The sequence below is a fragment of the Prevotella jejuni genome (assembly GCF_900187995.1).
In the GTDB taxonomy this organism is placed as follows: Bacteria; Bacteroidota; Bacteroidia; order Bacteroidales; family Bacteroidaceae; genus Prevotella; species Prevotella jejuni.
Genome location: NZ_FZNZ01000030.1, coordinates 14,908 through 40,895, shown reverse-complemented (window position 1 = coordinate 40,895; position 25,988 = coordinate 14,908). Strand labels below are relative to the sequence as shown.

The window sequence follows — 25,988 nt, the reverse complement described above, 5'->3', positions numbered from 1 at the left end:
AACGAAAGACCAAGAGAAAAATTAAACTTTTCTACTCCAAAGTGTGAGTTCTTTAAACACGTTTTGTAATTTTGCACTTGCTGGTTGACTCTGCGGCTGATACTCCACACATCTGAGCGTCTTCGTTTTTTTGAAACATAATAATATCGTATTAAAATTTAATCGTACATTTATAGTAAGCGCAACCACTTGTTGCTTAACTACCTTTTATCCTTTCTGCCCCATCCGCTTTAGGGTCACTCCTTGATTTCTAAGCATGCTAAAAATAGCAAAACCGTCTGCAAAGGTACGAAAAAAGATAAACAAAACAATAGAATAATTACAACTTTTTAATATGTGTAAACGATATTCTTTCTTGTCCGTGGGTGTTTTCTGTATGATTTTCAAGGGTTTGCCGAGCCAGTCCTGTTTAGCTGTCATGGGCAATGAAGCCAACGAAGAAAAGTGGTTGTGAGGGTTTTTTCTTTCGCTCTTAGTAGCTCTTTATATTCTATTTTTAGGGAGATTGCATTTTTAATAGCTGCTGTAACTCAGTATGAATAAATCGATTATAAGCCATGAAAGGCGATAGTAACGACAGTAATCTTAATCTCCATCGAAATATCTTACGATAGTTTTTGCTACTAATGCGCCATTGCTCCCCTCTGATTTAGCAAGGACAAACGGCGAGTAATAGTCAAGTTAGCCCCTACAATTGATATTTATCAATAATGAACAGGTATTAATAGTCTTGTACAACTTTATTGCATAAATATTTGTTAATATCAGAACAAAGTACTAACTTTGCACCTCGAAATTAATCAGAGGTAGATTGTTATTACGAAATTAGTAGATTTAAGACAAGTAACAGCTATTTTTAGGCGAAACAAAAAAACGATATTAAGTTATGAAAAGTAATGTAACGACACCGAAGATGGCATATCTTCAGCCAGTTTGTACGTTTGTTAATGTACAAGCTGAGTCACACATCTTAACGATTAGTGGGTCAACAACAGACCCTGTAGAGGGTGGTGACCCAACAGGCGGCAATGGTAATGGATCTGCTCCAAACCCATTCACAAGTGGTACTGCTCATTCTAAGACGCAGCAAAATTTCCTTGATGCACCAGAAGATTACTAAAGAATTAATTTATAACGATTAGAAATGAAGATAATGAAAAAGAATGTCTTATTTCCTGTAGCATGCTTCTTGATGGCAGCTCCACTGCTAACAAGCTGCCATGACGATGTAGACAGCTCTACAGCCGAGAATACAACTATCCATACTTATAGCCTCGTTGCTGATGGTGCAAACGCACTGCAGCAGGAACCTGCTACACGTGTTTTGAGTGAAGATGCTGACCATAAGATTAAGTCTGAATGGGGTAGACAAGATGATATCTTAGCTTACGTAGTTGGTGGTGATAACCTTCATACTGCTAACTATAGCTATATAACAAATAGTAATTTAGGTGGTAAGAGTAATTTTGATGGTGAAATAGCTTCAAGTGCTGCGCTCACTACTAATAGCGAGATTGCTTTCCTCTATCCTGGTAAGGCTGCACAAGGCAATAACAGAACCATTACACCTGTTACAGAAACCGAAGAGAGAAGTAGTCTTTACCATGAGGCAAGCAACAAAACACAAGATCGTGTTGAGTTAAAGCTTACTGAGCAAGATGGTACTGCAGAGACAATCGGTGAGCGTTTCGACTTCCAATGGACTAAGCAGAAGCCAAAGAAGGTTGAAGGAAAGAAAGTCGACATAAGCCTTGGTGAGCTAAAGCGTATCGTTACCATCTGGGGATTACGCTTCACAGACGAGAACAATCGTCCTCTTGAAAACATCGATTCAATCTATATCTCAAACGTAAAAGGTTCAGACATCCTTGACCTTGATAGTGGAAAATATATTAACAACAACGAAGAAGACGAGGTTATGAACATCGTCCTCCGACCAAAAACAGGTACGAAATTTAGCTCTAAAGATGGTAAATATACCTATGTTGCCTTTATCCCTGGTGCATACACTGATGTTGTTGTAACAGCCTACGTAGGTGGAAAAGTTTTACAAAGGTCATATGACTCACTCAATTTCGAGACTGGTAAAGTCTATCGCTCAGATATATTGAAGATGGAAGATACTCAGCAGAAGGCGTTTGTTGAGGTACAGGGTATTCAATGGGCTACTGGTAATTTCATCCACTATGAGGAGAATGGACAACAGTATTGGGGTATTGCGCCTGCACAGTGGTGGATATCACGCCGTGCTGTGATGTTAGGTTCTAACCGCAAGGAGGTTTCTTCTGGTGGTATACTCCAGTCTTCACAGTTTGAGAGTGGTCCAGAACAAACAACAGATGATGTTGATCTTTTCCGCTTTGGTTCCATTGCGAATGCACTTACGTTTAGGGGTATCGCAGGATTAGATGTTTGGGGAGAAAACGAGATTTCTCAGAAAATAAGTTCTGATGGTAAGCATGGTGATATCGCATGGTATTACACAAGGAACAATAAAAGAAAATATCGTATGCCAACCGAAACAGAATTAAAGTCGCTTTACACTGTAGCTAATGTCATCCCAGCATATTGCTACACCGATAAGGGTACGATAGTCTATGGTGCATTCTTTACAAACAATAGTACGAATGATGCTGATAAGAGAAAGAAAGCTTTCCCAACAAAGGCAAAGAGATATGACAAATACACAAACGTAACAGCATTGGTTCGTGCTAACAAGGGATTATTCTTACCTATTACAGGTAGACGTTCAGACGGAGCAGCTAAGATAGGATATAGAGATATGGTTTATTCTTTAGGAGCTTACGGTCAGTATATGAGTAGTACAGCTGCTGCCCTGAACTGGGACTTCTTCTTTGGTCCAACTGAGTGGAACTTCTCAAAGAACTCTAAGGGACAAGCAAAGGCTATCCGTCCTGTATTCATAGAAGAATCTTCTACTGGCTCAGATAATACTTTTGCCCCATTTGCCAACATCAAATAAGGCAATAGCATCACGCATCAAGGCTTTATCTAAAGCCTAATAAGAACGTTCAGTTTATGCTTTTATACACATAAAAGCAAGGCACTATAAACCCCACCACAGTAGGACTTACATCCGCATGTGGTGGGGTTTCTTGTTTTAAAGACCTGTGCACATGGGGAGACAAGGTAAAGGTAGACAGAATAAGTGAAGACAGAATAACAGTGTAAGACAGGGACGACAGGGTATGAGGACACAGAATAACAGTGTAAGACGAAGGGTAAGAGAAGACTGATTAACAGAAGAAACAAAGAAAGATTGCGCGGACCGTTTCTACAATCTTGGGGCTGAATCTTTGGAGAGATGAGGGATGATAGAATAATAAAAATTCATTACAACTCTTCGAGCTAATGGCCTGCTAACCAAGGATATTACATCCCCTATAACCGACTTTATAACCTTCATAAAACCAGGATATTACGTATAGCGTTTAAGACTACGCCCTTCTTGCTTGTAGACTACGCCCTTCTTGCCTCAAGAAGGGCCTGTTCTTGAATGTAGAAGAGCCTCTCCTGGTTCTTCCGAAATATGGAGTGATACCTTTTGAGATTAGAACTTTGAAGATAGGTCACACAGAGCAAAGGAGAACACAGAGGTTTTATATCGTTGCAATCGTTAGGCACAGAGGCACCGTTGGTGCGTGGAGGAACAGAGGATATTTGCGAGTGTTATTAATGTTTGGTCTATTTCGCTTCAAAGCAATTGTTTGCAAGGTTTATTAAAATGTTTATTACCCAAGCTATTAGCAATAGCTATCAGCAATACTTACAATTCGAACGTAATTTGTGCCCTTTACAAAAGCTGATTGTGAAAAAAATAGACTAAAAGGTGAGTATTCCCATGAGGTGAGAAGTAATCACGATCCCCCTGTAAAAACATTTGTTTATTGTGTACATTTCGTCTTAGTGTGTATGTTCTCTAATTTGCAATTCGTGTCATTTGTAGTTCTTTCAATCTAAATGTGTTTATTCTGTTTAAAACTTGATTATTCTGTCTTCTTCGATTGATCAAATGAATATTCTGTCTTTCAATTGTTAATCTAATGTTATACGTCATCAAATAAAGTATATCTTAAAGTTGCTACTACTTAACGAATAAGAAAAGTATTATTGTGGCACAATAATGTCTATTTTTCTTGGAGTTGTATTATGAAATGCTTAATTTTGTAGTTAATACTTTTGGCAGAATGTTCTATAAATGGAAATGATAATTCTAATTTAATTCTTTTTAGAGTAAAAATGATTCTTCGGATATAACTACTTAAATGGATTGCATAGAGTGCATAATGTTATATTGGTGCTCAAATAAGTACAACCACTTTTGATAGTTTTATCAAGTTTACTGGAGTATAGTAAGTGGAAAATCATGATTTATAAAGCCTACATTAAGTAAGAATGCTATGGGTAAGTTCAATGAGAATATAAATAAAGGTTATGGTAATAAAAGAAGAAGTTCTTGAACTCTTGCAAAGCACAGAGACTTATAGAATAGAACGTACGAGTTCAACAGGTGATATGGATAAGTTTCAGGAGGCTATTTGTGCTTTTTCAAACGATTTGCCAAATTCCCGAAAGAAAGGTTATCTTATTTTGGGTGCTTATGACAATGGGACTTTATCTGGACTAAGAGTTGATGATGCCTTGATGAAACGAATAGCGGGGATTCGCTCTGATGGCAATATCTTACCATTACCGATTATGTCAGTAGAAAGGGTTGAGCTTGAAGGTGGCGATTTACTTGTCGTAGAGGTCTCACCAGCTTTGGTTCCACCAGTTCGATATCGTGGTCGTACCTTTATTCGTATAGGACCTCGTCGGGACATTGCAACAGAGTCAGAAGAAAGAGTCCTTTTGGAGAAGAGAACATCTTATATGGCTACTTTTGATGCCACTCCTTGTTTTGGATCATCATTAAAGGATATTGACACTCAGTTTATAAAATATGAATATCTTCCACAGGTAATAGATGCTGATATTCTTAAGACGGATAAACGCTCTTTGCAAGAGCAATTGGCAGCAATCCATCTTTATGACATAGTTCATGACTGTCCTACGAATGCAGCCATTGTGCTTTTTGGGATAAATGCCTCTTTCTTTCTTCATGGCTGTTATGTTCAGTATGTGCATTTCGCAGGAGAAGATACAGGAAGCGAAATTCTTAACGAAAGGCAGATGCGGGGAAGTCTATGTTCGATACTACCTAAGTTGGAGAGTTTTGTAAAAGATGCTATTGTAACTTCACGTCCAATGCCTGTGAGTATGCTACGAGAACAGATTGTGTTTAACTACCCAGAACTCGCACTTAGAGAGCTACTGATGAATGCTTGTATGCATCGTGATTATCAATCAAATATGCCTATAAGAATTTATCAATTTAGCAATCGTATAGAGATTCTCAATGCTGGAGGCTTATATGGGGAGGCTCGTCCAGAAAATTTCCCTACGGTAAATGATTATCGTAATCCTATTATTGCAGAGGCTATGCGTGGTATGAAGTATGTTAATATGTTTAACCGTGGTATTCAGCGTGTAAAAAATATGCTAAGGGAGAATGGAAATCCAGACCCTATCTTCAATGTCGGTAAAGTAACTGCTTTCGAGGTGACAATACAGCCATCTTTGTCACTTAACTTAGTCACTGATGGAGAAAAAGTGACTAAGTCTGTGACTAAGTCGGCAGAAGTAATGAATGAGATTATTGCCTTGTGTCAACAGCCTAAAAGTCTTACTGAAATTATAACCCATTTGGGACTAAAACATCGTAACAATGCTAAAAGTCGCTATATTGACCCATTGATAAAAGGTGGATTTCTTGAGATGACAATACCTGATAAACCCAATAGTAGGAATCAGAAGTATATAAGTGTATTATCTTAGTCACTTAACTTAGTCACTGATGGAAAAAATGACTAAGTCAGCTGAGATCTTAGAAAGCCACTTAGCTTAATCTGCCCCCCCTTAGTGAGAGTCAAAATGTAAATTCTGTTTTCGAATTTCTTTTCAGGTAGACAAGTGAACGAGTTGCTTGTGAAGTAGACATGGTAACATGAGAACAAATTTCTTCTTTATTACAAGCAACTCGTTCACTCCTCCACTTACCTTGTTACTCTGTCTTTTTCGCAAGCAACTTGTTCACTCGTCTACTTGTTCACTCGTCCACTTACTATGTTACTTTGTCTTTGATACAAGCAACTTGTCTACTTGTCTACCCGTTCACTCTATGTTTATATATGTTAAATATTAAATTTTATGTAAGTATTATAAGTATTTAAGTTGTTTGAAAGATAGGTGTCATTAGACCAATCTAATAGTTCGAGTACTGAGGGGAGGTATAATAGACTGCTTATAAGGGCTTTGCGAAGGTGAGGACGAAGGAGGTAGGCCCTGTGAGTTAGGCAGTTATCGCTCGGAGAAAGCTAAAAGAAGTGAACAAGAAAACCTAAATTGGTTACACCTTATTATATATAGGGGGTGAGCAGATGAAAACTTCAAATAGAGAGAAGGAGTAAGTAAAGAGTACTACTCATTCGAAAGCGAAGGAAAGGTTTAACAGGAGTAAGCACACAAGGACCTCTTACATAAGATAGGAGCAAGCGAACAAGGATTTCTGATGTAGCGGAGTAAGCCGTTGAGGACTTCTAAGAGAAAGAAGGACGAGACAGCAGCAGACTACTGACATCGACCCAATTAACAAGAAAAAGTTAGGAAAGTAATAAATAAAAGTTTAAAACCTAAACCTGATGAGAATCTTTAAAGAATCAAAGCAGAAGCATCTGTACTTCTCGGCTGCCTTTGCTCTATCATTAGCATTGGCACCAACAGGTGTCTACGCAGGTACAAACACCAGCACTGCAGTACAGGCAGTACAGCAGAATGGTAATCACAAAGTGACCGGTCGTGTCGTTGACTCAACCGGCGAACCGCTCATTGGTGCTACTATCCTTGTTGAGGGTACCACTAATGGCACAGTAACGGATATTGATGGTAACTATACCCTCAATACCACTGCAAACGCGAAGCTCGTCTTCTCTTACATCGGTTATGCTGCACAGACCATCCCTGTTGGTGGTAAGGGTACGATCGACGTGACATTGAAGGAAGAGGCAAACACCATGAACGAGGTTGTTGTTACCGCCATGGGTATTATGCGTAAGGAAAAGTCTCTCACCTATGCAACACAGCAGGTGAAGGCAGAGGACCTCATGAAGGTGCAGGATCCTAACGCTGCTAACTCACTCGAAGGTAAGGTAGCTGGTATCACTATTACGCCAAGTGCTGGTGGTGCTGGTGGTGCTTCAAAAATTGTTCTTCGTGGTAACCGTTCTATCCTCGGTAACAGTTCTCCACTCATCGTTGTTGACGGTGTACCAATGAGTAATGGTATTCGTGGTCAGCAGGGTATGGGCGCAGAGGGTTTCGGTTCAACAGGAACTTCTGAGGGTTCTGACCCATTGTCATTGATCAACCCAGACGATATCGAGTCAATCAATGTCCTCAAGGGTGCTAACGCTGCTGCGCTTTACGGTTCACGTGCTGCCAATGGTGTTGTGATGATTACCACCAAACGTGGTCGTGAGGGTAAGGTTGATATTAACGTAACCTCAAACATCACTTTCGATTCTCCATTGTTGACACCAAAGATTCAGAAGACTTATGGTGCAGCTTATGACCAGACAACAGGTGCATTGTCATTGAACAACTGGGGCGGTAAGCTCGCAGACCGTGCAGACAACGACCTCGTAGTACGCACTCCATTAGACGAGCGTTGGGTAGGTTATCCAGAGGAGCAGATTGGTACAGACGCAAGTGGCAATCCAATCATGGCACGTCGTCATAATGTCTATCTCCGCAACCATGCAGGTAACGATGTAGACAACTTCTTCCGTACGGGTGTTACAACAAATAACTCAATCTCACTTTCTGGTGGTACAGAGATAGCACGTACCTATGTGTCAGTGGCAAATAGCCATGCAATAGGTATGATGCGTAACAACTCATACAACCGTAACTCTATTAGCTTCCGTCAGACTTATAACTTCTTCAAGCGTTTGCACATTGATGCATCGATGAACTATACTGAGTCAAAGACAAAGAATCGTCCTGGTGGTGGTACGGTAGGTAACCCTCTCTACCATCTCTATACCTCACCTCAGAACATCGACATGGATTACTATCGTGACCATTACATGAACGATGAGGGTAAGTGGTTGTCAAATCCAGGTTCATATTACAAACTCAATGGTTCAAACTTTGCTTGGGCAGCTGGTCAGCGCACAACTCTGACTGGTCCACAGCAGGAGTGGGCATACCTCTCTCATCCTAACAACAACCCATACTGGCTGATCAACATGGGTAACAGTCAGCAGAAGGAGAGCCGCCTCTTCGGTACCTTGCAAGCAAATGTTGACATCTATGATGGTTTGACTTTCCAGGCACGTGTCAACTACAGCCAGATTCGTTTCAAGAACCATGCAACTCGCTATGCAACTACCTTCCTCCCTGCATCAATGGAAGACTACGGTCGTCTTTGGGATTCAGACGAGAAGACAACAGAGTTCTATACCGACTACCTCTTGTCATATAACAAGACCTTCGGTGACTACTCAGTATCAGCAACAGCAGGTTATGTAGGTCATACCATCAAGGGCGAGACGAAGGGTACAGATGCCGTTGCAACTTACTACGATCGTCTTATGCGTAAGCTCCCAACAATGGTTAACTACTTCGAGACCAGCGCAGGTGGCTATGGCGTAACAAGTACTTCAAAGAGTTCAAACTGGGACCGCTCATACCTCTTCACAGCACAGTTAGGTTGGAAAGAGACCGTTTACTTCGATGCTTCTTATCGTCGCGATTGGTATCGTCCATTCCGTTACTTCAAGCAGCTGGGTAAGATAGATACCGATAACTACGGTTACTTCGGTGTTGGTGCCAATGCTATCGTAAGTCAGTTGGTGAAGTTGCCAGACTGGTTTAACTTCTTGAAATATCGTGTTTCTTACTCATCAGTAGGTAACTCTATCCCTAATAAGGCATACGGTGCGATGAGCCGTAACCTCCAGACAGGTGCATTGTCAGGTAACAAGTTGCTCGACTTCTCACCAGTACCAGAGGAGACAGGTTCATTCGAGACAGGTATCGAGTCATTGTTCTTGAACAATCGTTTGAGCTTCGACTTCACCTTCTATAACACCATCGTTCGTCACCTCTACATGGAGCTTGGCTCATTGGGTGGTAACACCGAGTTGCTGAACTCTGCAAAGGTACGTAACACTGGTTTCGAGACAACTGTTGGCTACGACTTCAAGTTCGGTAAGGACCTCCGTTGGCGTACATCTTATAACCTCTCATTCAACGACAACAAGATTCTTGAGACAGGTTATGATAAGGACGGAACATCACGTAAGTATCAGCAGACTGTAGGTGAGGCAAAGGTAATCTACCAGAAGGGTGGTGCTATTGGTGACATCTATGCAGGCGACTTCATGCGCGATGCAAATGGTCAGATTGTCTTGACAGCTAAGGGTGAGCCTACATTCGACAAGACAGGTTCAAACGATCGCTTCCTCGGTAACATGAACTCTAAGTGGCAGATGGGTTGGACCAATACCTTTAACTATAAGGAGTTCCAGCTTTCATTCCTCATCAACGGTCGTATCGGTGGTAAGGTACTCTCATTGACAGAGTCATATCTTGACTATATCGGTGCTTCAGAGCGTACAGAGGCAGCTCGTCTCAGCGCAGAGCGTAACAACATCGTTGCAACCAACTATGGTAACGTACCAGGTATGGAACTCAATGATGGTAGCGGTCGCATCGTTCCTATCCAGTCATATTATCAGGCATTGGGCGCATCAAGCAACCCATCAACCTATCTCTACAACGGAACAAACTTCCGTCTTCGTGAGCTTTCATTGGGTTACACCTTCCGTGACCTCTTTGGTATGAATCGTAACTTGACCCTCTCATTCATCGCTCGTAACCTGTTCTTCATCTATAAGGATGCACCAACAGACCCAGACGTATCTCTGTCTACACAGAATGGTCTCGGCGCATTTGAGAGCTTCAATATGCCATCTTCACGTTCATTCGGTTTCTCATTGAAGGCTAACTTCTAAGAGAAAAGGAGTGAGAAAGGAGTGAAGAGCGTGAAAGGGAGTGAGAAACAAATATAATGTTTGACGTCTTGCTCCCCACGTAACAAAACCGTTACTACACATCTTTAGCTCCGAATAAGCTTAAACAATACAATAATATTCAAAAGATAAACAACAATGAAAAGTAAACATATAATCGTACTCATGGCGATGGCATTGCCAACACTGGGTCTACAGTCATGTCTTGACTATGACAACCCTGGTGATGAGTTCAACTCAACAACCAAGAATGTTGAGAAGGTGACAAGCCGTGGTGACGTGGATCAGATTCCTTTCCGTCAGGCTACAGACGCTGCAGCAGCAGATGAGGCACTCAATGCAATGCAAGACTTGCTCGATGCTGGTGTTGGTGGACAGTTCTCTATGCGTGGTGGTAAGAACGGTGAGAACCCTGGTGCACATGCTTATCAGTATCAGTATTCTCTCGGTGTTGACAACTATGCTGAGTACACGGTTATTCCTCATACTTTCTTCCAGTATTCAAAGATTCGTTTGGCATCGTCATATGCTATCGACCAGAAGTGCTATGGTGGTGCATGGGGTTCATTCACAGAGATGAAAACCTCACTTGTACCTATCTTGAATAATGAGAAGGTAAATGCTGTTCCTGAGTTGAAGGCAGCTTATTTGACCCTCTTCAACCAGCAGGCTGTTGAGGTAGCTGACGTTTATGGTCCAATGCCTTACCGTGAGTTGAAGACTAACTTGCAGGTAGGTCCTTACACCTATAACAAGGTTGAGGATGTCTACAACGATGCTGTTGCCAACCTCGACACAGCCATTGCTTGTTTCCACTACTTCGATCAGAAGCCAGCTGCCTACAAGCAGAAGATTAAGAGTGCGTTTATTGACCGTTTCGTTGTCATGACCGATGGTGGTGCTGCTGACGGAACGTTGAAGGCATGGGCACGTTATGCCAACTCATTGAAGTTGCGTATCGCTATGCACATGGTAAAGAGCGACCCTGTTCGTGCACAGAAATTGGCAGAAGAGGCTGTTGCTGATGGTGTTATTGAGAACGAGGCACAGAGCGTTTCAATCCGTCCAGGTGTGATGGGCTTTAGTCATCCATTGCCAGGCGTTGAGAATTGGGGTGATGCTCGTATGAGTGCAACAATGGAAATCACATTGAAGACCTTTAATCACCCTTGGTTGAAATATCTCTTCAAGAAGAACGACAACGTTATTAAGAACAATAAGACTGGCGAGACAACACCTGCTGACAGCCGTATCTGTGGTATCCGTACCGGTACACATCCAGGTGAAGGTCAGGGATATGATGAGAACCAGTACATCGCATTCAGTAAGCTGAACGAGCAGTACTTCAACTCTGCACCACTTTATTTGATGAAGTATGCTGAGGTTTGTTTCCTCCGTGCAGAGGGTGCACTCCGTGGTTGGAACATGGGTGGTTCGGCTCAGCACTTCTATGAGGAGGGTATCCGTCATGGTAACTGTGAGGATCCTGAGATGAAGTCAATGGACGGTGAGAGTCCTAACGGACAGCAGAATGTAAACTGGTATGACTCTTGGATTGACACCTACATGGCACAGGAGAACCCAGTAGCTTATGTTTATAAGGATCCAACAGGTGATACACCTGACGCTGCTTCACCAATCCATGTTGGTGTAAAGTGGAACGACAGCGACTCACAAGAGACAAAACTCGAGAAGATTATCACTCAGAAGTACCTCGCTACTTATCCTAATGGCTTCGAGGCATGGGTTGACCTCCGTCGTACAGGCTTCCCACGTATGTTGCCAGTATTGAACATCGATGAGGCTGATGGTAGTTTAGTTCCTGGTGATATCATGCGTCGTCTGCCATTCCCTGGCACAAGCGACATCGCAACAAAGCAGGATGTTGACAACACAGGTATCCCAGCATTGGGCGGTCCAGACAAGATGGCAACTCGTCTCTTCTGGGATAAGACCACTTCAAACTTCTAAATGAAACTCTGAATTGAAACAATAGCCCAGTAGGGTGGTATAAACGTCACTCTACTGGGATATAAATCTATCAAGTACTAATTACAAAACCTAAATTATATGAATAAAAAATCTACTCTTAGTGCATGGATCATCGCAGCTATGATGGCTATGGCTCCTGTCGGTGTGACTGCACAAACATATTCTTCAACAGCTTCAACACAGGTGTTCGACCTGTCAAAGTTGGGCGATCAGACCCTTCTTGAGCATTTTGCAGAACTTCTTGATAACGGCAAGAAATATCCTACTGATGCCGACCTTACTGCATGGGGCATCAAAGACGAGGTAGAGTTTATCCGCTCACACGTCAGAAAGCGTGCTATTGAGTCACGTGCTGACCGTCTTCTCCAAGATACTTACGAGAATCGTAACCTCTTTATGAATATCCCTGGTGGTGCTGGAAAGAACCTCGGTGGCTATCCTTCAAAGACATTTGCTAACGATAACTTCTCAATGTGGAACTATACCAACCTGTTTGGTGCCTGGAACTACGGACTTTTCCAAGCACCAGGTTCATGGGCTGATGCTGCTCACCGCAATGGTACAAGCATCTTCGCTGGTATTAAGTTCTTCGATCATACAACGGGTGGAGCTGCTAACAGTTGGGCAAGCTTTATCATGACTCGTAATAGCGATGGTAGCTTCCGCTATACGCATCCTATCATCAACTGTATGCGCTTCCTTGGTTTCGATGGTATCAACTATAACTGGGAAAGCACTAACAAGTATAGAGAAACCAATAATATTGCTTTCCACAAGGAACTCTATAGGATAGCAAAGGAAGAAGGTTTCAATGATTTCAAAATCATGTACTATACTACCAACCAAAGTCTGACACCTTATAATTCGAGTTACATGTGGGGACAGAAACCCGATGAGCGTATCTCCGAAGTGATGTTGAATTATGCCAGCAGCGACTTCAGTTGGAATATAGGTGAGTCTGTAAGAGAGGCAGAACGTACTATGGGCTCAGCTGATGGTCTATACGCTGGTGTATGGATTGTAAGCATGAACAGACGTTGGAACAGTCTTAACAATACTGATGCGAACCGTTGTGGTATCTGCTTATGGGGTGAGCATGCAGAGAGTCGTTTCTGGAGTTATAATACTGGTGGCGACGCTATGTCTCGTATGTCTAACTATCAGGAGTATCTTGAGCGTGCTTTCTCTGGTGGTAACCGTAACCCATTGTCACGTCCAGAGATTAAGAACTATGGTAATGAGGTTGAGGCACAGGGAGGTAATCCTCCATTGGCAAGCTTCGCTGGTCTTGCTTCTTGGATTCCAGAGCGCACAGCTATCTCTGGCAACCTTCCTTTCGCTACCCACTTCAACACTGGTAATGGCGAACGCTATAACTATAAGGGTAAGAAGACTGCAGGCTCATGGTATAACATGAGTAGCCAAGATGTCGTTCCTACTTATCGTTGGATGGTTGTTAAGCCAGAGACTGAAGTAGCCAGCACAGACGTACAGCCTTCATTCACTAATGAGGATGCTTACACAGGTGGTGCAGCACTTCGCTTGAAGGGTGTCAACAATGCGACTGCTACAGACGTTGTTCTCTTCAAGACTAACCTCACTCCTTCTAAGGGTAAGGTAGTTGCTAAGGTAGCTATCAAGACTGGCAAAGAAGGCAATAACGACTCAAAACTTTCTCTCATCGTACGTGTGAATGGTGCTTGGAAGGCTTATGCTTTGGGTAACACCGAGAACGCAAACTGGACAGAGAAGAAGGTTGAGTTGAATGATATTACTGCTGGTCAGAAGATTGAGCGTATCGGTCTGCGTGTGAAGGATTCAGATGCTGACTATAATGTACTTGTTGGTAAACTCGAACTCAACGACGACGTGACAGCAACACCAGCTAACGTGAAGGATTTGACCGTTCAGGTGAAGGAAGAAACAAAGAATTCTCTTTCTGTTAAGGCGGTATGGGGAATTGATAAGGACCCAGGACAGAATCCAACCGTTTATAACGATGAGGCAAATATCGACCACTTCGAGATTCTCTATAAGAACGGTGAGAATGGTAAGGTGTCTGAGGTAGGACGTACATCACAGTGGGCTACACTCGTTCCTAACATCCAGTTCACAAGTGTTGACGACAAACCTTTCATCGGTGTTCGCTCAGTAAGTACTGACCTTAAGACTTACTCAAAGACACAGTGGATTGCTGTGCCACGTGCTCAGCAGTCTCAACTCCCAGAGGCACAGGAAGAGGGCTACGGAACAGTTGAACTCGACAATGCTGCTGCTGGTGCTGACGTAGCAAAGAGAATTCGTTATGTAAAGAAATTCCAGACAGAGGGCGGTTCTAAGAATATCGACTACACTGCTGAGGGTCCTGCAGGTAACGAGACCAACTATGTGGATGCTACGAGTCAAGAGCTCGAAGTGGCACAGGGTGCGACTGTGAAAGTGAAGATTCAGGGCTACGAAGCAACTCAGATTAAGGACCAGAGCAATGACGACCTCCGCTATTGTATGGGTAAGGCTTGGATGGACTTCAATGGCGACAAGCAGTTCAACCCAGAGAATCTCTCTGAGAATCCTAACGAGGGTGAGTGCGTAGTATTCTTTGGTCAGGTTCGCAAGGGCGTTCCTGCACAGGTACAGCAGTTGAATGAGTACACCTTCAAGGTTCCTGAAGATGCTAAGCCAGGTCAGAGCCGTCTCCGCCTTGTCTTCTGTGACGCATGGTTCCAGGGTGGTTTGACACCAACTGGTAAGTTCAATAAGGGCTTCGCTATCGACTTCAAGGTGACTATCACTGGTTCTAATGCTGCTCGTGGTGCTAAGGCTGACACCCATGATAAGGGTGTTGCTGACGAGCCAGAGTTGCTCGAGGGTGGTTCTACTAACATCATCTCTGCTAACGTAGGTGGTGCTTCACAGCTCACTGTTGTTGGCGGTAAGGTAGTATTCGAGAATGTTGAACGTGCATGGGTATTCTCTACTGACGGTCAGACTGTAAAGAGTTTGGTTAATCCAAAGTCTTTCAATACAAATGAGTTGCCAGCAGGTGTTTACCTCGTTAAGATGCAGAACAACAATGTTATCCGTACACAAAAGATTACGATTAAGTAATAGGTGATATAAAATGAGGTTATCTGACTTGATTCTATCGAGTCGGGTAGCCTTGTATTGTTTGGTAGGTAAGCTTTCTGATAATAAAAATGTCCGACAAAACGTGGCTTTTGTTAGGGTAGTGCAACCCTCGTCTTATGAACAGTGGAATGTTCCTTTAGCATCTTTTTTAATGGTGCAGAGCATCCGCACAAGTGGTGTTAAGCCTTCGCACACGATGTGCTGAGCATGAATACGACGATTGGAAATGAGAGACGTGAGGCACAGTTGACACCTATAAAGCTATCGAATGACAGGTAAAGTCTACTAAGCGGTACCAACGAAGGATACAGTTCTCGGGCAACGTCTGTTCTCCTAACGAGTGGAGGCAGATCTAAACGGTAATAAGATTTATAATTATTCAATAACATTAAAACCCAAATCAATTATGAGAAGAATTAATTTACTTCTTTTTGGTTGCTGCCTAATTCCATCAACCTTGATGGCACAGGAACTTAAGAGCAACTACATTCAGTGGGGCTTTGACTCTCATCAGTTCCCAGGCAAACTGCAGAGCTGGTCAAAGTCGAACCCTAAAATCAATGACGATGATAACTTCTTCATCTCTCGTGTAAAACCAAAGCAGCGTTTCCGTTATACGGACACACAGGTTCGTACAGACCTTACAGAGACAAACGACAAGAAGCTCCTTGCTTGGTTGCCATGGAACGTGCCAAGTAAGAACGCCCTCCCTGATGGTGTCTTCGACTCTGAGGTGTTCTCAATGTGGCCATACGTTACACACTGGGGCGACTGGAACTGTGGTTTAGGTCGTATTCCTGCAGCTTTGTTGGACGCAGCACATAAGAATGGTGTGCCTGTATCTTCTGTTGCTGGTATTCCTTGGGGTGGTCTCAAGGGCGACTGGAGAACAACTTTGAACAACCTCTCTACAGCAAATGTTCAGAATGCAGCTGACTTCATGAACTACTTCGGTTACGATGGTCTCGGCTATAACTCTGAGTTCTCTGACTATTTCGGTAGTGGTCGTTTGGTTCGTGCTCTTAAAGATTTCCATGTTAACCTCAATAAGGCAATCAAGCCTTACAACCCAATCTATGAGAATCTTTGGTATGATGGTACCAATGAGAGAGGTAATATTGATTTTGACAAAGGTCTGAACGATAACAACAAGAACCTCTTTGGAGCAAAAGGCAGCGAGGCTGCTAACCTCTTCTTCAACTACAACTGGAACTCAGATTGGTTGTTGCAGGGTTCAGTAGATAAGGCAGCGGAAATAGATCGTAGCCCATTGGACCTCTACGCTGGTATTAATATGCAGGGTGGCGAGCCAAGATACGGTTCACGTTGGACTTTGTTGAAGAATTATCCAATCTCTATCGGTCTTTGGGGTGCTCACTCACAGAACATGTTCTTCGAGAGTCGTGGTGAGAAGGGTAGTGACCCAGAGACACAGCAGCGCACTTATATGTTGCGTACTGAGCGTTGGTTCTCAAGTGGTTCACGTAACCCGGTTAACTCTCTCCAAATCAATAACAGCTTGAACTACAATGCTGATAACACAGACTTCGCTGGTATGTCAGCGATGATGACCGCACGTAGTTCTATGTCTTGGGACTTGACACAGGAGCCATTGATTACTTACTTCAACCTCGGTAACGGTAAGTTCTTCAACTACGGTGGTGTACGTAAGAACGATCGTCCTTGGGCTAACGTAGGTGTACAGGATTACTTGCCAACATGGCGTTGGTGGTTTGCAAGCAAGTTGCTCGGTCGTACCGCAGCTGATGTTCCTGCAACTGGTCTTGATGCAGAGTTTGTATGGGACGATGCTTACATGGGTGGTTCTACTGTTCGTGTACATGGTTCTACTTCTAAGGAGTATCTCCACCTCTTCAAGACAAAGTATGCTTTGAAGACAGGCGACGTTATCACCTTCCGTTATAAGGTTAAGGGTGGTAAGGCTGATGCTTCTTTGGTATTCGCTACAGAAGATAATGTAAACGCTGAGAAGGCTTATCCAGTATTGGCTTCTACTGATGAGGCTGATGAGGACAAGTGGGTTGAGAAGACTATCACTGTTGATGGTACTTTGAACGGTAAGACACTTGCACTCGTTGCGCTCAAGATGGAGAATGCTGCCGACTTGAATCTCTATCTCGGTGAGTTCTCAATCGTTCGTGGTAGCTTCGATGCTCCAGCACAGCCAATCGATGTAAAGACAACCTTGTTGCACGCTGCAAAGAATGGCGTTGACGCTAAGATTATCTTCAACATGCCTAACACTAAGGGTCAGGGCGAGCCTTGCTACAACACAGATGTGAAGACTTCTCTCTTCAAACTCTGGGCTAAGCAGGAGGGTAAGGATCCAATCCTCATGGGTGTAACTACTTCATGGGCAGGTATGTTCTATTCTGTTCCTGTAGACCTTAAGGGTCAGGGCAAGGTGAAGTTCGGTGTATCTGCAGTATCTCTCGATATGAAGAAGGAGAGTGCTATCGCTTGGGGCGAGGATCACGAAATCTTCAATAGCTATGAATATAGCGACGAAATCAAGGCAGACAAGTCTGTTATCAAGCCAAACGAGGCTTTCACTATCGCTTATGTTGACCCACGTCACGAGGCAGGTAACTGGAAGATTGAGCACAATGGTGCAACTGTTGCAACCAGCAACAATGCTAATGAAATCAAGGTTGAGAATGGTTTGAGCCAGACAGGCTTCTACGATCTCGTTCTTACAGGTGCAGTTAATGAGAATGGTGCGCGCGTTAATAAGGAAGTAAGATATGCTAACTATATCCAGATTACTTCTGATGCAGTAGGTGCTGTTCCTCATATCAACAAGCTCACAGCTAACAACAGCGAGACTTCTATCGAGGTTCTTGCTAACAGCGAGGTAACAATGCAGTACGAGGGTAAGAAGGCTGACGGTTCTGGTTCAAGAGGTATCAAGACTCTTGAGAAGCCAGTAGGCGTTAAAGTTTCTGAGCTCGGTTTCAACAGTACAAGCAAGAACAATATGGCATGGTCACTCGCATTCTGGGTTAAGTTCAATGGCTTCACTGGTGGTACTCAGATTGTAGATATGCGTGACCCAGGTACAGGTTGGCCACAGAACAACTGGGGTACAATGTGGACTACATACGATCCTAACACAGGTGTTTATGAAGTGACACTCCGTGAGAAGAATGCTGGTGGTGCTAAGGAGTACAAGCAGCGTTGGGAGGTGGACTTCGTTCCAGGTGCTTGGACACACTTTGTATTAGCTATGGAGGGTAATGGTACTACAACCAAACCGATGGTTTATATCAATGGTAAGGCTGCTAAAGCTCACGATTGGGAATACGATGGTCATAAGGGCAATGGTATTAATCCAGATGGTTTTGCTAACAATGCTTGGTGGGATAATAATGTCCTCGGTATCAGTCTTGGTCGTGCCGGAGCAGCTGCTATTAATGGTACTGTTGATGATGTTAAGTTCTTCAACAAGGCGCTCACAGCAGCAGAGGCTGCTCACACAATGATGTCTACCGATGCTAATGAGGCTGGTTTGAAGGCTTACTGGGACTTCGAGGCTGACGCTGATGCAAGTCACTACTTCGCAAGCAAGGTGGGTACTGCTAAGTTGGCTCACGGTGAATTGAAGGCTGGTGAAGGTGAAGGCGTTACAACGCTTGTTCCAGACGTTCCAACTTACGACGCAGGTAGCGCATTCGTTTCTGGTACTTTCCAGGTGAAGACTACAGCAGAGTGGACAGCTAAGAAGGCTACTATCGTTTCACAGGATGGTACTGATATGGCTGGTACAGCTAAGTTGAAGTATGCTAAGGCAGGTGACTATGAGGTTACATTGACATTGAAGAACGCACATGGTTCTGACACTCGTACCTTCCAGGTAATCAAGGTGAAGGCTGATCCAACAGGTATCAACGGCACTGAGACTGCTGACATGAAGGTTTACGCTATCGATCGTGATGTCCTCTTCGACGTTGAGACACCAGGTAACTACCTCGTTCAGGTATTCTCTACCAATGGTCAGATGGTAGCAAGTAAGGCTGTTTCTGTCAATGGTGCAGAGTCTGTACGTCTCCATCTTGGTGCTCAGGGCGTTTACGTTGTGAATGTCAAGAAGGACGGTAAGACCCTCCGTACAGTTAAGTTTATCTGTAAGTAAATAATTCTCTAAGTGCTGGAAGGAGCTAATCTCCTTCTGGCACTTTTTGTTTTATCCTTTTATCTATTAAGAACATCTAATCTTTAAACCCGAAAGCATAGTTAAATAGCATAATTGCTAAACAGAGACAAACCTTATATAGTTATATGCTTATAGCTGTATAAACCTAAAATTATTTATAAACTAAACATTTATTATTCATGAAAAGGATTACTTTATTTGCATCCTTGGCATTGGCAAGCTGCCTCACTGTGAGTGCACAGCGTACGCCAACACATCCATTGGACATCCAGGATGCTAAGTTTGAAAACCTGCCAAACTACCTTGAAGCGTGGTTGAAAGGCGAGATGAAGCAACCACAGGGCGTCAGCGAGATTGACGACCAGTTCTTTATCTCACGTGTTCGCCCACTCGAGCGTATTAAGGACGGTGACTATCAGGTGCGCCAAGGCGTGAAGCGCGATCGTAAGATGTGTCTGTGGACACCGCTTGACGACCCTACCGCTCAGTGGAAGGCGCTTCCTCGTTATTGCTTTGAGGGCGATAACTTCAGTCTGTGGTCATATATTGACATCCACGGAAACTGGACTTCACCATGGATTCGTTCTACCGCAGGTCTGACTGATGTTGCTCATAAGAACGGTGTTACCGTGGGCTGTGTGATGTCTATACCTTACGGCAATACGGTTTACCCAAGTCGTTGGAGCTATGACAACTATGGTCGAATTTTATACCAGCTTACTCAGAAGAAGAACGGTAAGTTCGTCTATGCAGAGCCATTGGTTCGTATGATGAAGTTTTATGGTATCAATGGTATTGGTTTTAACTCTGAGTTCCATACCAGTGCGTCTTCTATGACTTTATTAAGCGACTTCTTTGTGGCATGTCATAAAGAAGCAGAGAAGATTAACTGGAAGTTTGAAGTACATTGGTACGATGGTACAGGTGATGATGGACATATCCACTTTGATGGTGGTTTAGGTTATCATAACCAAAAAATCTTTGGTGATAAGGACAACATTGCTACCGATATGCTCTTTGCTAACTACAACTGGGGTCCAAATCATTTGAGTGGCTCTGTAAGTACAGCTAAGCGTTTGGGTCGTAGCAGCTTCGATTATTATGCAGGCTTTGATATTCAAGGTCGTGGTTTGCGCCAGCCAAGTTGGAGTGCATTGTTAGACAATGATATCTCAATTGGTTTCTGGGGCGCTCACAAGCAGAGCCTTATCCACCAGAGTGCTACCGACAATGGTACATCTGACATTGCTATTCAGAAGACTTATCTGAAGAAGCAGGAGCTTATGTTTAGTGGTGGATATAACAATCCAGGTCTGTTACCAGACATCAATACAGATTGTAATTTGGCAAATGCAAGCTTAAAGAGCTTCCACGGACTTGCAACCTTCCTCACAGCGAAGTCTACTATCCAGCAGGTTCCATTCGTTTCACGCTTTAACCTTGGTAATGGTTTGAGCTTCCGCAAGGATGGTAAGGTTACCTTCAACCACAAGTGGTACAACCTCAATACGCAGGATTACATGCCAACATGGCGTTGGTGGATTACTGACGGTGCTGATCAGGTAAACACAGGGAATATCAATAGCCTTGCAAAAGCAGAACTTACCTTCGATGATGCTTACTGGGGTGGCTCATGTTTGTCTATCTCTGGGCAGACTGCATTCTCACGTGTGAAACTCTTTAAGACAATGCTTGAGGTAAAGCCAGACTATGAGTTCTCTGTTACCTATAAGACTATCGCCGACAAGGACACACATGCTAAGTTCTTTGTAGCCCTGAAGGACCACGTCACCGAGTATAAGGAGGTGGCATTGCCTGCTGTTGAGACAGTAGGCGAGTGGAAGACTTTCAGCGTAAAGGCTTCAGACTTAGGTTTGGCTGCAGGTGATAAGGTAGCGATGATGGGTCTTGTTGTTGAGAATACTCCTGCCAATTATGAGTTGCGTGTTGGTGAGATGGCGCTCCGCGACAATGCAAAAGACTTTGCTACAGCCACTCCAACTATCAAGAAGGTTGAGATTCTCCGTGGTCGTTACAACGCTTGTGACTTCAAGATGCAGTATGCTTCTAAGGAAGAATCAGGCTGGGAGAAGACTTATAACGATGAGGTAGGTACATGGTATTATGAAATCTACTTCCAACAGAAAGACCAGCCAGTGCAGTTGCTTACCGCTACTACCTCTTGGGCTGCATACGTTGTTGATGCTCCAATGGTATCAGGTGCTGACAAGCGCGACTGCCGTTTCGGTGTACGTGCCGTATCTCCTGATGGTAAGAAGGGTTCTGACATTGTTTGGTCAGAGTATAAGGAGGTTGCTTACGACCAGCCATTGAGCGATGTCGTTGCTGACCGTCCTGTTATCAAGCCAAACGAGGAGTTCACACTCAAGTATCTTGATGACATGGTTCCTGCTGCTCAGTCATGGAAGTTGAAGAATGCGGTAACTGGTGCTGTTGTTGCTCAGGGCGAAAGCGGTACAAGTGCAAAGTTTGCTGTTCCAACAGAGGGTACATACGACCTCGTTGTTATGGATAGCAATGGCAAGGAAAGTATCATCCGTGGTAAGGTAAAGGTTACGCCAGAGGCTACAGGTGCTGTTCCTCAGATTACTGATATCACTGCTGACAAGACAACAGAGAAGGTAGGTAAGAACGTAACTTACACTTACGAGGGTCGTCTCGGTGAGGGTAAGGCGTCACGTGGTCTTGAGATTACTGACCCTAAGATGTTCCGCATCCCTGGTGATGTTCAGCAGGGTAAGTCTTATTCATACGCTCTCTGGTTCAAGGCAGACAAGTTCAGCCATGATAGTCAGGGTACAAACCTTATCAATAAGAACTCTATCCATGACAAGTGGCCACATAACAACTGGGGTGACCTTTGGGTAACTATCCGTCCAGAGTGGCAGGGTCATAGAACGAAGCATGAAGCGAATGAGATTTCGTTCAACACTATGGGTTGGACAGCTCACGATAATCCTTACGAGGATGTGATGTCTACTGGTTACAATGTTACTCCTGGTGTATGGAACCATATCGTCGTAACACAGGATGAAGGCAATATGCAGAAGATCTACTTCAACGGTCGTAAGGTGGCTGACCATAGCTTCACTGAGTCTAAGCGTCGTGAGGATGTAGTACGTACCGACGGACGTATTGATATCAGTCAGGTAGCCGACATCTTCATCGGTGGTGGTGGTGTCTATAAGAGTGGCTTCAATGGTGTCATTGATGAGGTGCAGGTTTGGAACAGACCACTTACCGACGATGAGGTATTACAGGCGATGAAGGGCTACAAGGAAGGCGAAGTTCCTGCTGACTTGAAGGCTTACTTCACCTTTGAGGAGGTTGACGGTTTGAAGTTTAAGAACCTCGGTACTGCTGGTAGAAACTATGACGGTTCTGTTGTCGTTGTTGCTGGTAGCGGTGGCGAGAATACCTCTGGTGCTTCTTATGTTGACCAGAAGCCAAACAACGATGTATTAGGCTTCCCTGGTGTTGTCGGTACATACGAGATTAAGACAGTTCCTACTTGGACTTTGGGCGATGGTGTTATCTCTTCATCTACTGATAAGACAGCTGTCGTTACCTATGCTGCTCCTGGTAAGAAGAATGTAACCTTGAAGTTGAAGAACGGCTGGGGCGAAGCTGAGAAGACAGTAGAGGAAATCGTTGAGATTACCTCTGAGGCTAACGCTATCGATGCAGTTGATGCTCAGCTTGGCTTCTCTGTTTATCCTAACCCATTCGTTGAGAGCGTAAACATGCGCTTTGCTGAAAATGGTCGCTACACAATCAACGTGCTCGGTACTACTGGCGCACTCCTCCAGAGCAATAGCTTTGAGGCTGCACAGGGTCAGGTCGTTAACGTAGCTATCACTGGCACAAAGGGTATGTACCTCGTTCAGGTGCTTAAAAATGGTAAGGTTTACAAGACTGTGAAGGTTGTGAAGAAGTAGAAAGGCAACCACGACTGGCCCCTCCCCCTTGCCCCTCCCCCATAGGGAGGGGAGTGAAATGTGAGATACCCCAATAATAGGGGATGCGATTCTCCAGTGAACTAATCTTTACTGACAGATGGGAAGTACTGGGAACAACTTGCTTATGAATGGCAGAAGGACATTTCCTAACTAATAGGAGTATCATGCATTCTACTCTCCTTCCTTTGGAGGAGGGATCGGGGGAGGGGCCGGTTGTGATTGTTTGTGGCTTGTTGTGACTTGTTGTTCTCCTTTTATTATATTATGGAAATAATCACTCAATCAAATTACAAGACGTCGACGTGGGAGGGTGGAGTCACACGCCAGGTGTTTATATCACCTTCTGATGGTGATTTGTCGGCACGGTGTTTTGACGTGCGTATCTCTTCGGCCATTATTGACAGCGTGGAGAGCGAGTTCTCTGACTTCTCTGGTTTCACACGTTATATCCTACCTTTGGAAGGTGAGATTACACTGATAAAAGATAATCAACGTATTGCGCTGTCCCACAATGCCCTGTATGAGTTTGAAGGACACGAACGTGTCTGTTCGGAGAATACGCCGGGTGCAGTGGACTTCAATGTCATTGTGCGCCATGGTGTGACTGTCGATGCTCGTATCTTGTCAGACGAATCCTTCGTTGACAGCCGTCGCACGATCCTCTTTGCCCTTGAGGATTGCTGCGTCAATGCCATTCCCATCCACCGACACGATACAGTCCTCCTCGATGGCCCTTTCTCCTTAGAAGGTAAGGCGGTCGTGGTGAGGGTAGGGGGATAATGTGGCCTCACCCCCAACCCCTCTCCGAATGGCGAGGGGAGTAGTATGTGAGGTTACCCCTATTGGGCTGCTTGTATGGGGCGTGGTGAGGTCTTTCTCTCACGCTGATGAGGTTTTTTCTCACAGAACTCACAGAATTAACAGAACCTTTTTGCGCACAGTTTCGAACTCACAGAAGGCCTCCGGCATACAGAGGTCACAGAACGTTATAGCCATTGTTGATATGTTTAAGGGACTACATGAAGCCTTCGTCCTTCTTATAGGGGTATCTCGGTGATCACGCCCCTCCCTTTGGGGGAGGGGAAGGGGGAGGGGCCACTACTTGCTTTGAATGCTGTGTGTTCTGTTCTTCTGTGTTCTTCTGTGAGAGAAAGAACATTTTGAGACTCGCTGGGGAGTTTTTTCTCTCACAGAGCGCACAGAGTTCACTGAGCATTTTTGCGTGCAGTTTCGAGCCCACAGAAGGCCTCCGGCATACAGAGTTCACAGAGGCCTTTCAACTAACATTAGCTGTAACGCTCTGTGATATCGGTTGACTTAATGTCTCTGTGGAATGCTGTGTGTTCTGTTCATCTGTGTTTTTCTGTGAGAGAAAGATTGTTGGATACTCGCAGTGGAGAGTTTTTTCTCTCACAGAGCACACAGAGTTCACGGAGCCTTTTTGCGCACGTTTCGAGACCATGAGGAGGTGGCCCCTCCCCCAACCCCTCCCCCGCAGGGAGGGGCGTAGTATGTGAGGTTACCCCTACAAGACTGCCAACAAAGAACATAATGAAGCCTACATCCTTTTTATAGGGGCATCTCGGCGATTACTCCCCTCGCCATTCGGAGAGGGGTTGGGGGTGAGGCTCTTTCTTATAGCGGTATCTCGGTAATCACTCCCCTTCGCTTTGCGGGAGAGGACGAGGGAGGGAGCTAGTATCTTATCTGCGTGTTCCCACTGTTCTGTGTCATCTGTGAGAGATGGCCCCTAACGACTTGTTGTGTGTGTTAACTGTGTCGGTAGAGAGTCCCATGTGCTTTTCTTGTTTTTATGAAAAACCCTGACAAATTACTATGGAAGAACACTTAATTGATGAGGGGGATATAAATGAGAATAGAATCTACAACTAACAGGAATTCAGGGGGTTGTGGTGGAGGAAGAAGAGGAGGCCTAATAAGCAGCAAGAGGGGCGTCTTCAAGCAGCAAGAAGGGCATGTTCTTGGTGGGAGAAGGGCGTGTTCTTGACGCATGAAAGGCATGTGTTCGTTAGGAGGGGGTGAAAAGAATTTACATTCCCCCTCGTCCGCTACTACTTTTTACGCCCTATCCTTTGGCTTGGAAGATGTGCGGACGTGGGTGTATTGATTGCCTGCTACTTCCTTTTATATCCTGCTCTTTGATAGGGAAGGGGGGCGGATGTGGGTGTATTGATAGCCTGCTATTTCCTTTTATATCCTGCTCTTTGATAGGGAAGGGGGGCGGAAGCGGGTGTGTTGATAGCCTGCTATTTCATAGAAACAGCTTGTTCACTCGTTTACTTGTAAACTCCTTTCCTGTTTGAACAATTAACTTGTTAACTCGTCTACTACCCAGTCAACTCGTCAACTTGTCCGCTTGTTAACTTGTCAACTGACTCTGTCAAGTCGTCAACTGATACCATCAACTCGTCAACTTGTCCGCTTGTTAACTTGTCAACTGACCCTGTAAACTTGTCAACTGACTCTGTCAACTCGCCAACTGACACCATTAACTCGTCAACTTGTCTGCTTGTCAACTTGTCAACTGATACCGTC

The 25,988-nt window shown here is 44.1% G+C and carries 10 protein-coding genes; 9 read left to right on the top strand and 1 reads right to left on the bottom strand.

Features of this window, described 5'->3' with window-relative positions:
* Nucleotides 1-886 precede the first annotated feature (886 nt).
* From CHB62_RS11065 to CHB62_RS11025, 9 genes are all read left to right on the top strand, one after another.
* Nucleotides 887-1,120 (top strand): aminotransferase, encoded by a 234-nt coding sequence (locus CHB62_RS11065; RefSeq protein WP_240616280.1) that lies wholly within the window; start codon nucleotides 887-889, stop codon nucleotides 1,118-1,120.
* 24 nt (nucleotides 1,121-1,144) lie between these two features.
* Nucleotides 1,145-2,983, top strand: coding sequence for a hypothetical protein (locus CHB62_RS11060; RefSeq protein WP_089366899.1), 1,839 nt, complete (start codon nucleotides 1,145-1,147; stop codon nucleotides 2,981-2,983).
* Nucleotides 2,984-4,455: 1,472 nt separating this feature from the next.
* Nucleotides 4,456-5,898 (top strand): RNA/DNA-binding domain-containing protein, encoded by a 1,443-nt coding sequence (locus CHB62_RS11055; RefSeq protein ID WP_009010372.1) that lies wholly within the window; start codon nucleotides 4,456-4,458, stop codon nucleotides 5,896-5,898.
* Between the two features lie 863 nt (nucleotides 5,899-6,761).
* Nucleotides 6,762-10,139 carry a SusC/RagA family TonB-linked outer membrane protein gene (locus tag CHB62_RS11050; protein WP_089366898.1) on the top strand — a complete coding sequence of 1,126 codons (3,378 nt, stop codon included), beginning with the start codon at nucleotides 6,762-6,764 and terminating at the stop codon, nucleotides 10,137-10,139.
* A gap of 156 nt (nucleotides 10,140-10,295) precedes the next feature.
* Nucleotides 10,296-12,128, top strand: coding sequence for a SusD/RagB family nutrient-binding outer membrane lipoprotein (locus tag CHB62_RS11045; protein ID WP_089366897.1), 1,833 nt, complete (start codon nucleotides 10,296-10,298; stop codon nucleotides 12,126-12,128).
* Nucleotides 12,129-12,227: 99 nt separating this feature from the next.
* Nucleotides 12,228-15,257, top strand: a complete 3,030-nt coding sequence (locus CHB62_RS11040) for a GEVED domain-containing protein (RefSeq protein WP_089366896.1) — start codon at nucleotides 12,228-12,230, stop codon at nucleotides 15,255-15,257.
* Nucleotides 15,258-15,684: 427 nt separating this feature from the next.
* Nucleotides 15,685-19,431, top strand: a complete 3,747-nt coding sequence (locus CHB62_RS11035) for an endo-beta-N-acetylglucosaminidase (protein WP_089366895.1) — start codon at nucleotides 15,685-15,687, stop codon at nucleotides 19,429-19,431.
* A gap of 200 nt (nucleotides 19,432-19,631) precedes the next feature.
* Nucleotides 19,632-23,411, top strand: a complete 3,780-nt coding sequence (locus CHB62_RS11030) for an endo-beta-N-acetylglucosaminidase (protein ID WP_089366894.1) — start codon at nucleotides 19,632-19,634, stop codon at nucleotides 23,409-23,411.
* Between the two features lie 285 nt (nucleotides 23,412-23,696).
* The gene (locus tag CHB62_RS11025) at nucleotides 23,697-24,212 is read left to right on the top strand and encodes a HutD family protein (protein ID WP_089366893.1); all 516 of its coding nucleotides are present in this window, start codon (nucleotides 23,697-23,699) and stop codon (nucleotides 24,210-24,212) included.
* 1,568 nt (nucleotides 24,213-25,780) lie between these two features.
* On the opposite strand, the gene CHB62_RS11020 is transcribed toward CHB62_RS11025, so the two are convergent.
* Nucleotides 25,781-25,969 carry a hypothetical protein gene (locus CHB62_RS11020; protein WP_176414868.1) on the bottom strand — a complete coding sequence of 63 codons (189 nt, stop codon included), beginning with the start codon at nucleotides 25,967-25,969 and terminating at the stop codon, nucleotides 25,781-25,783.
* Between the last annotated feature and the right edge of the window lie 19 nt (nucleotides 25,970-25,988).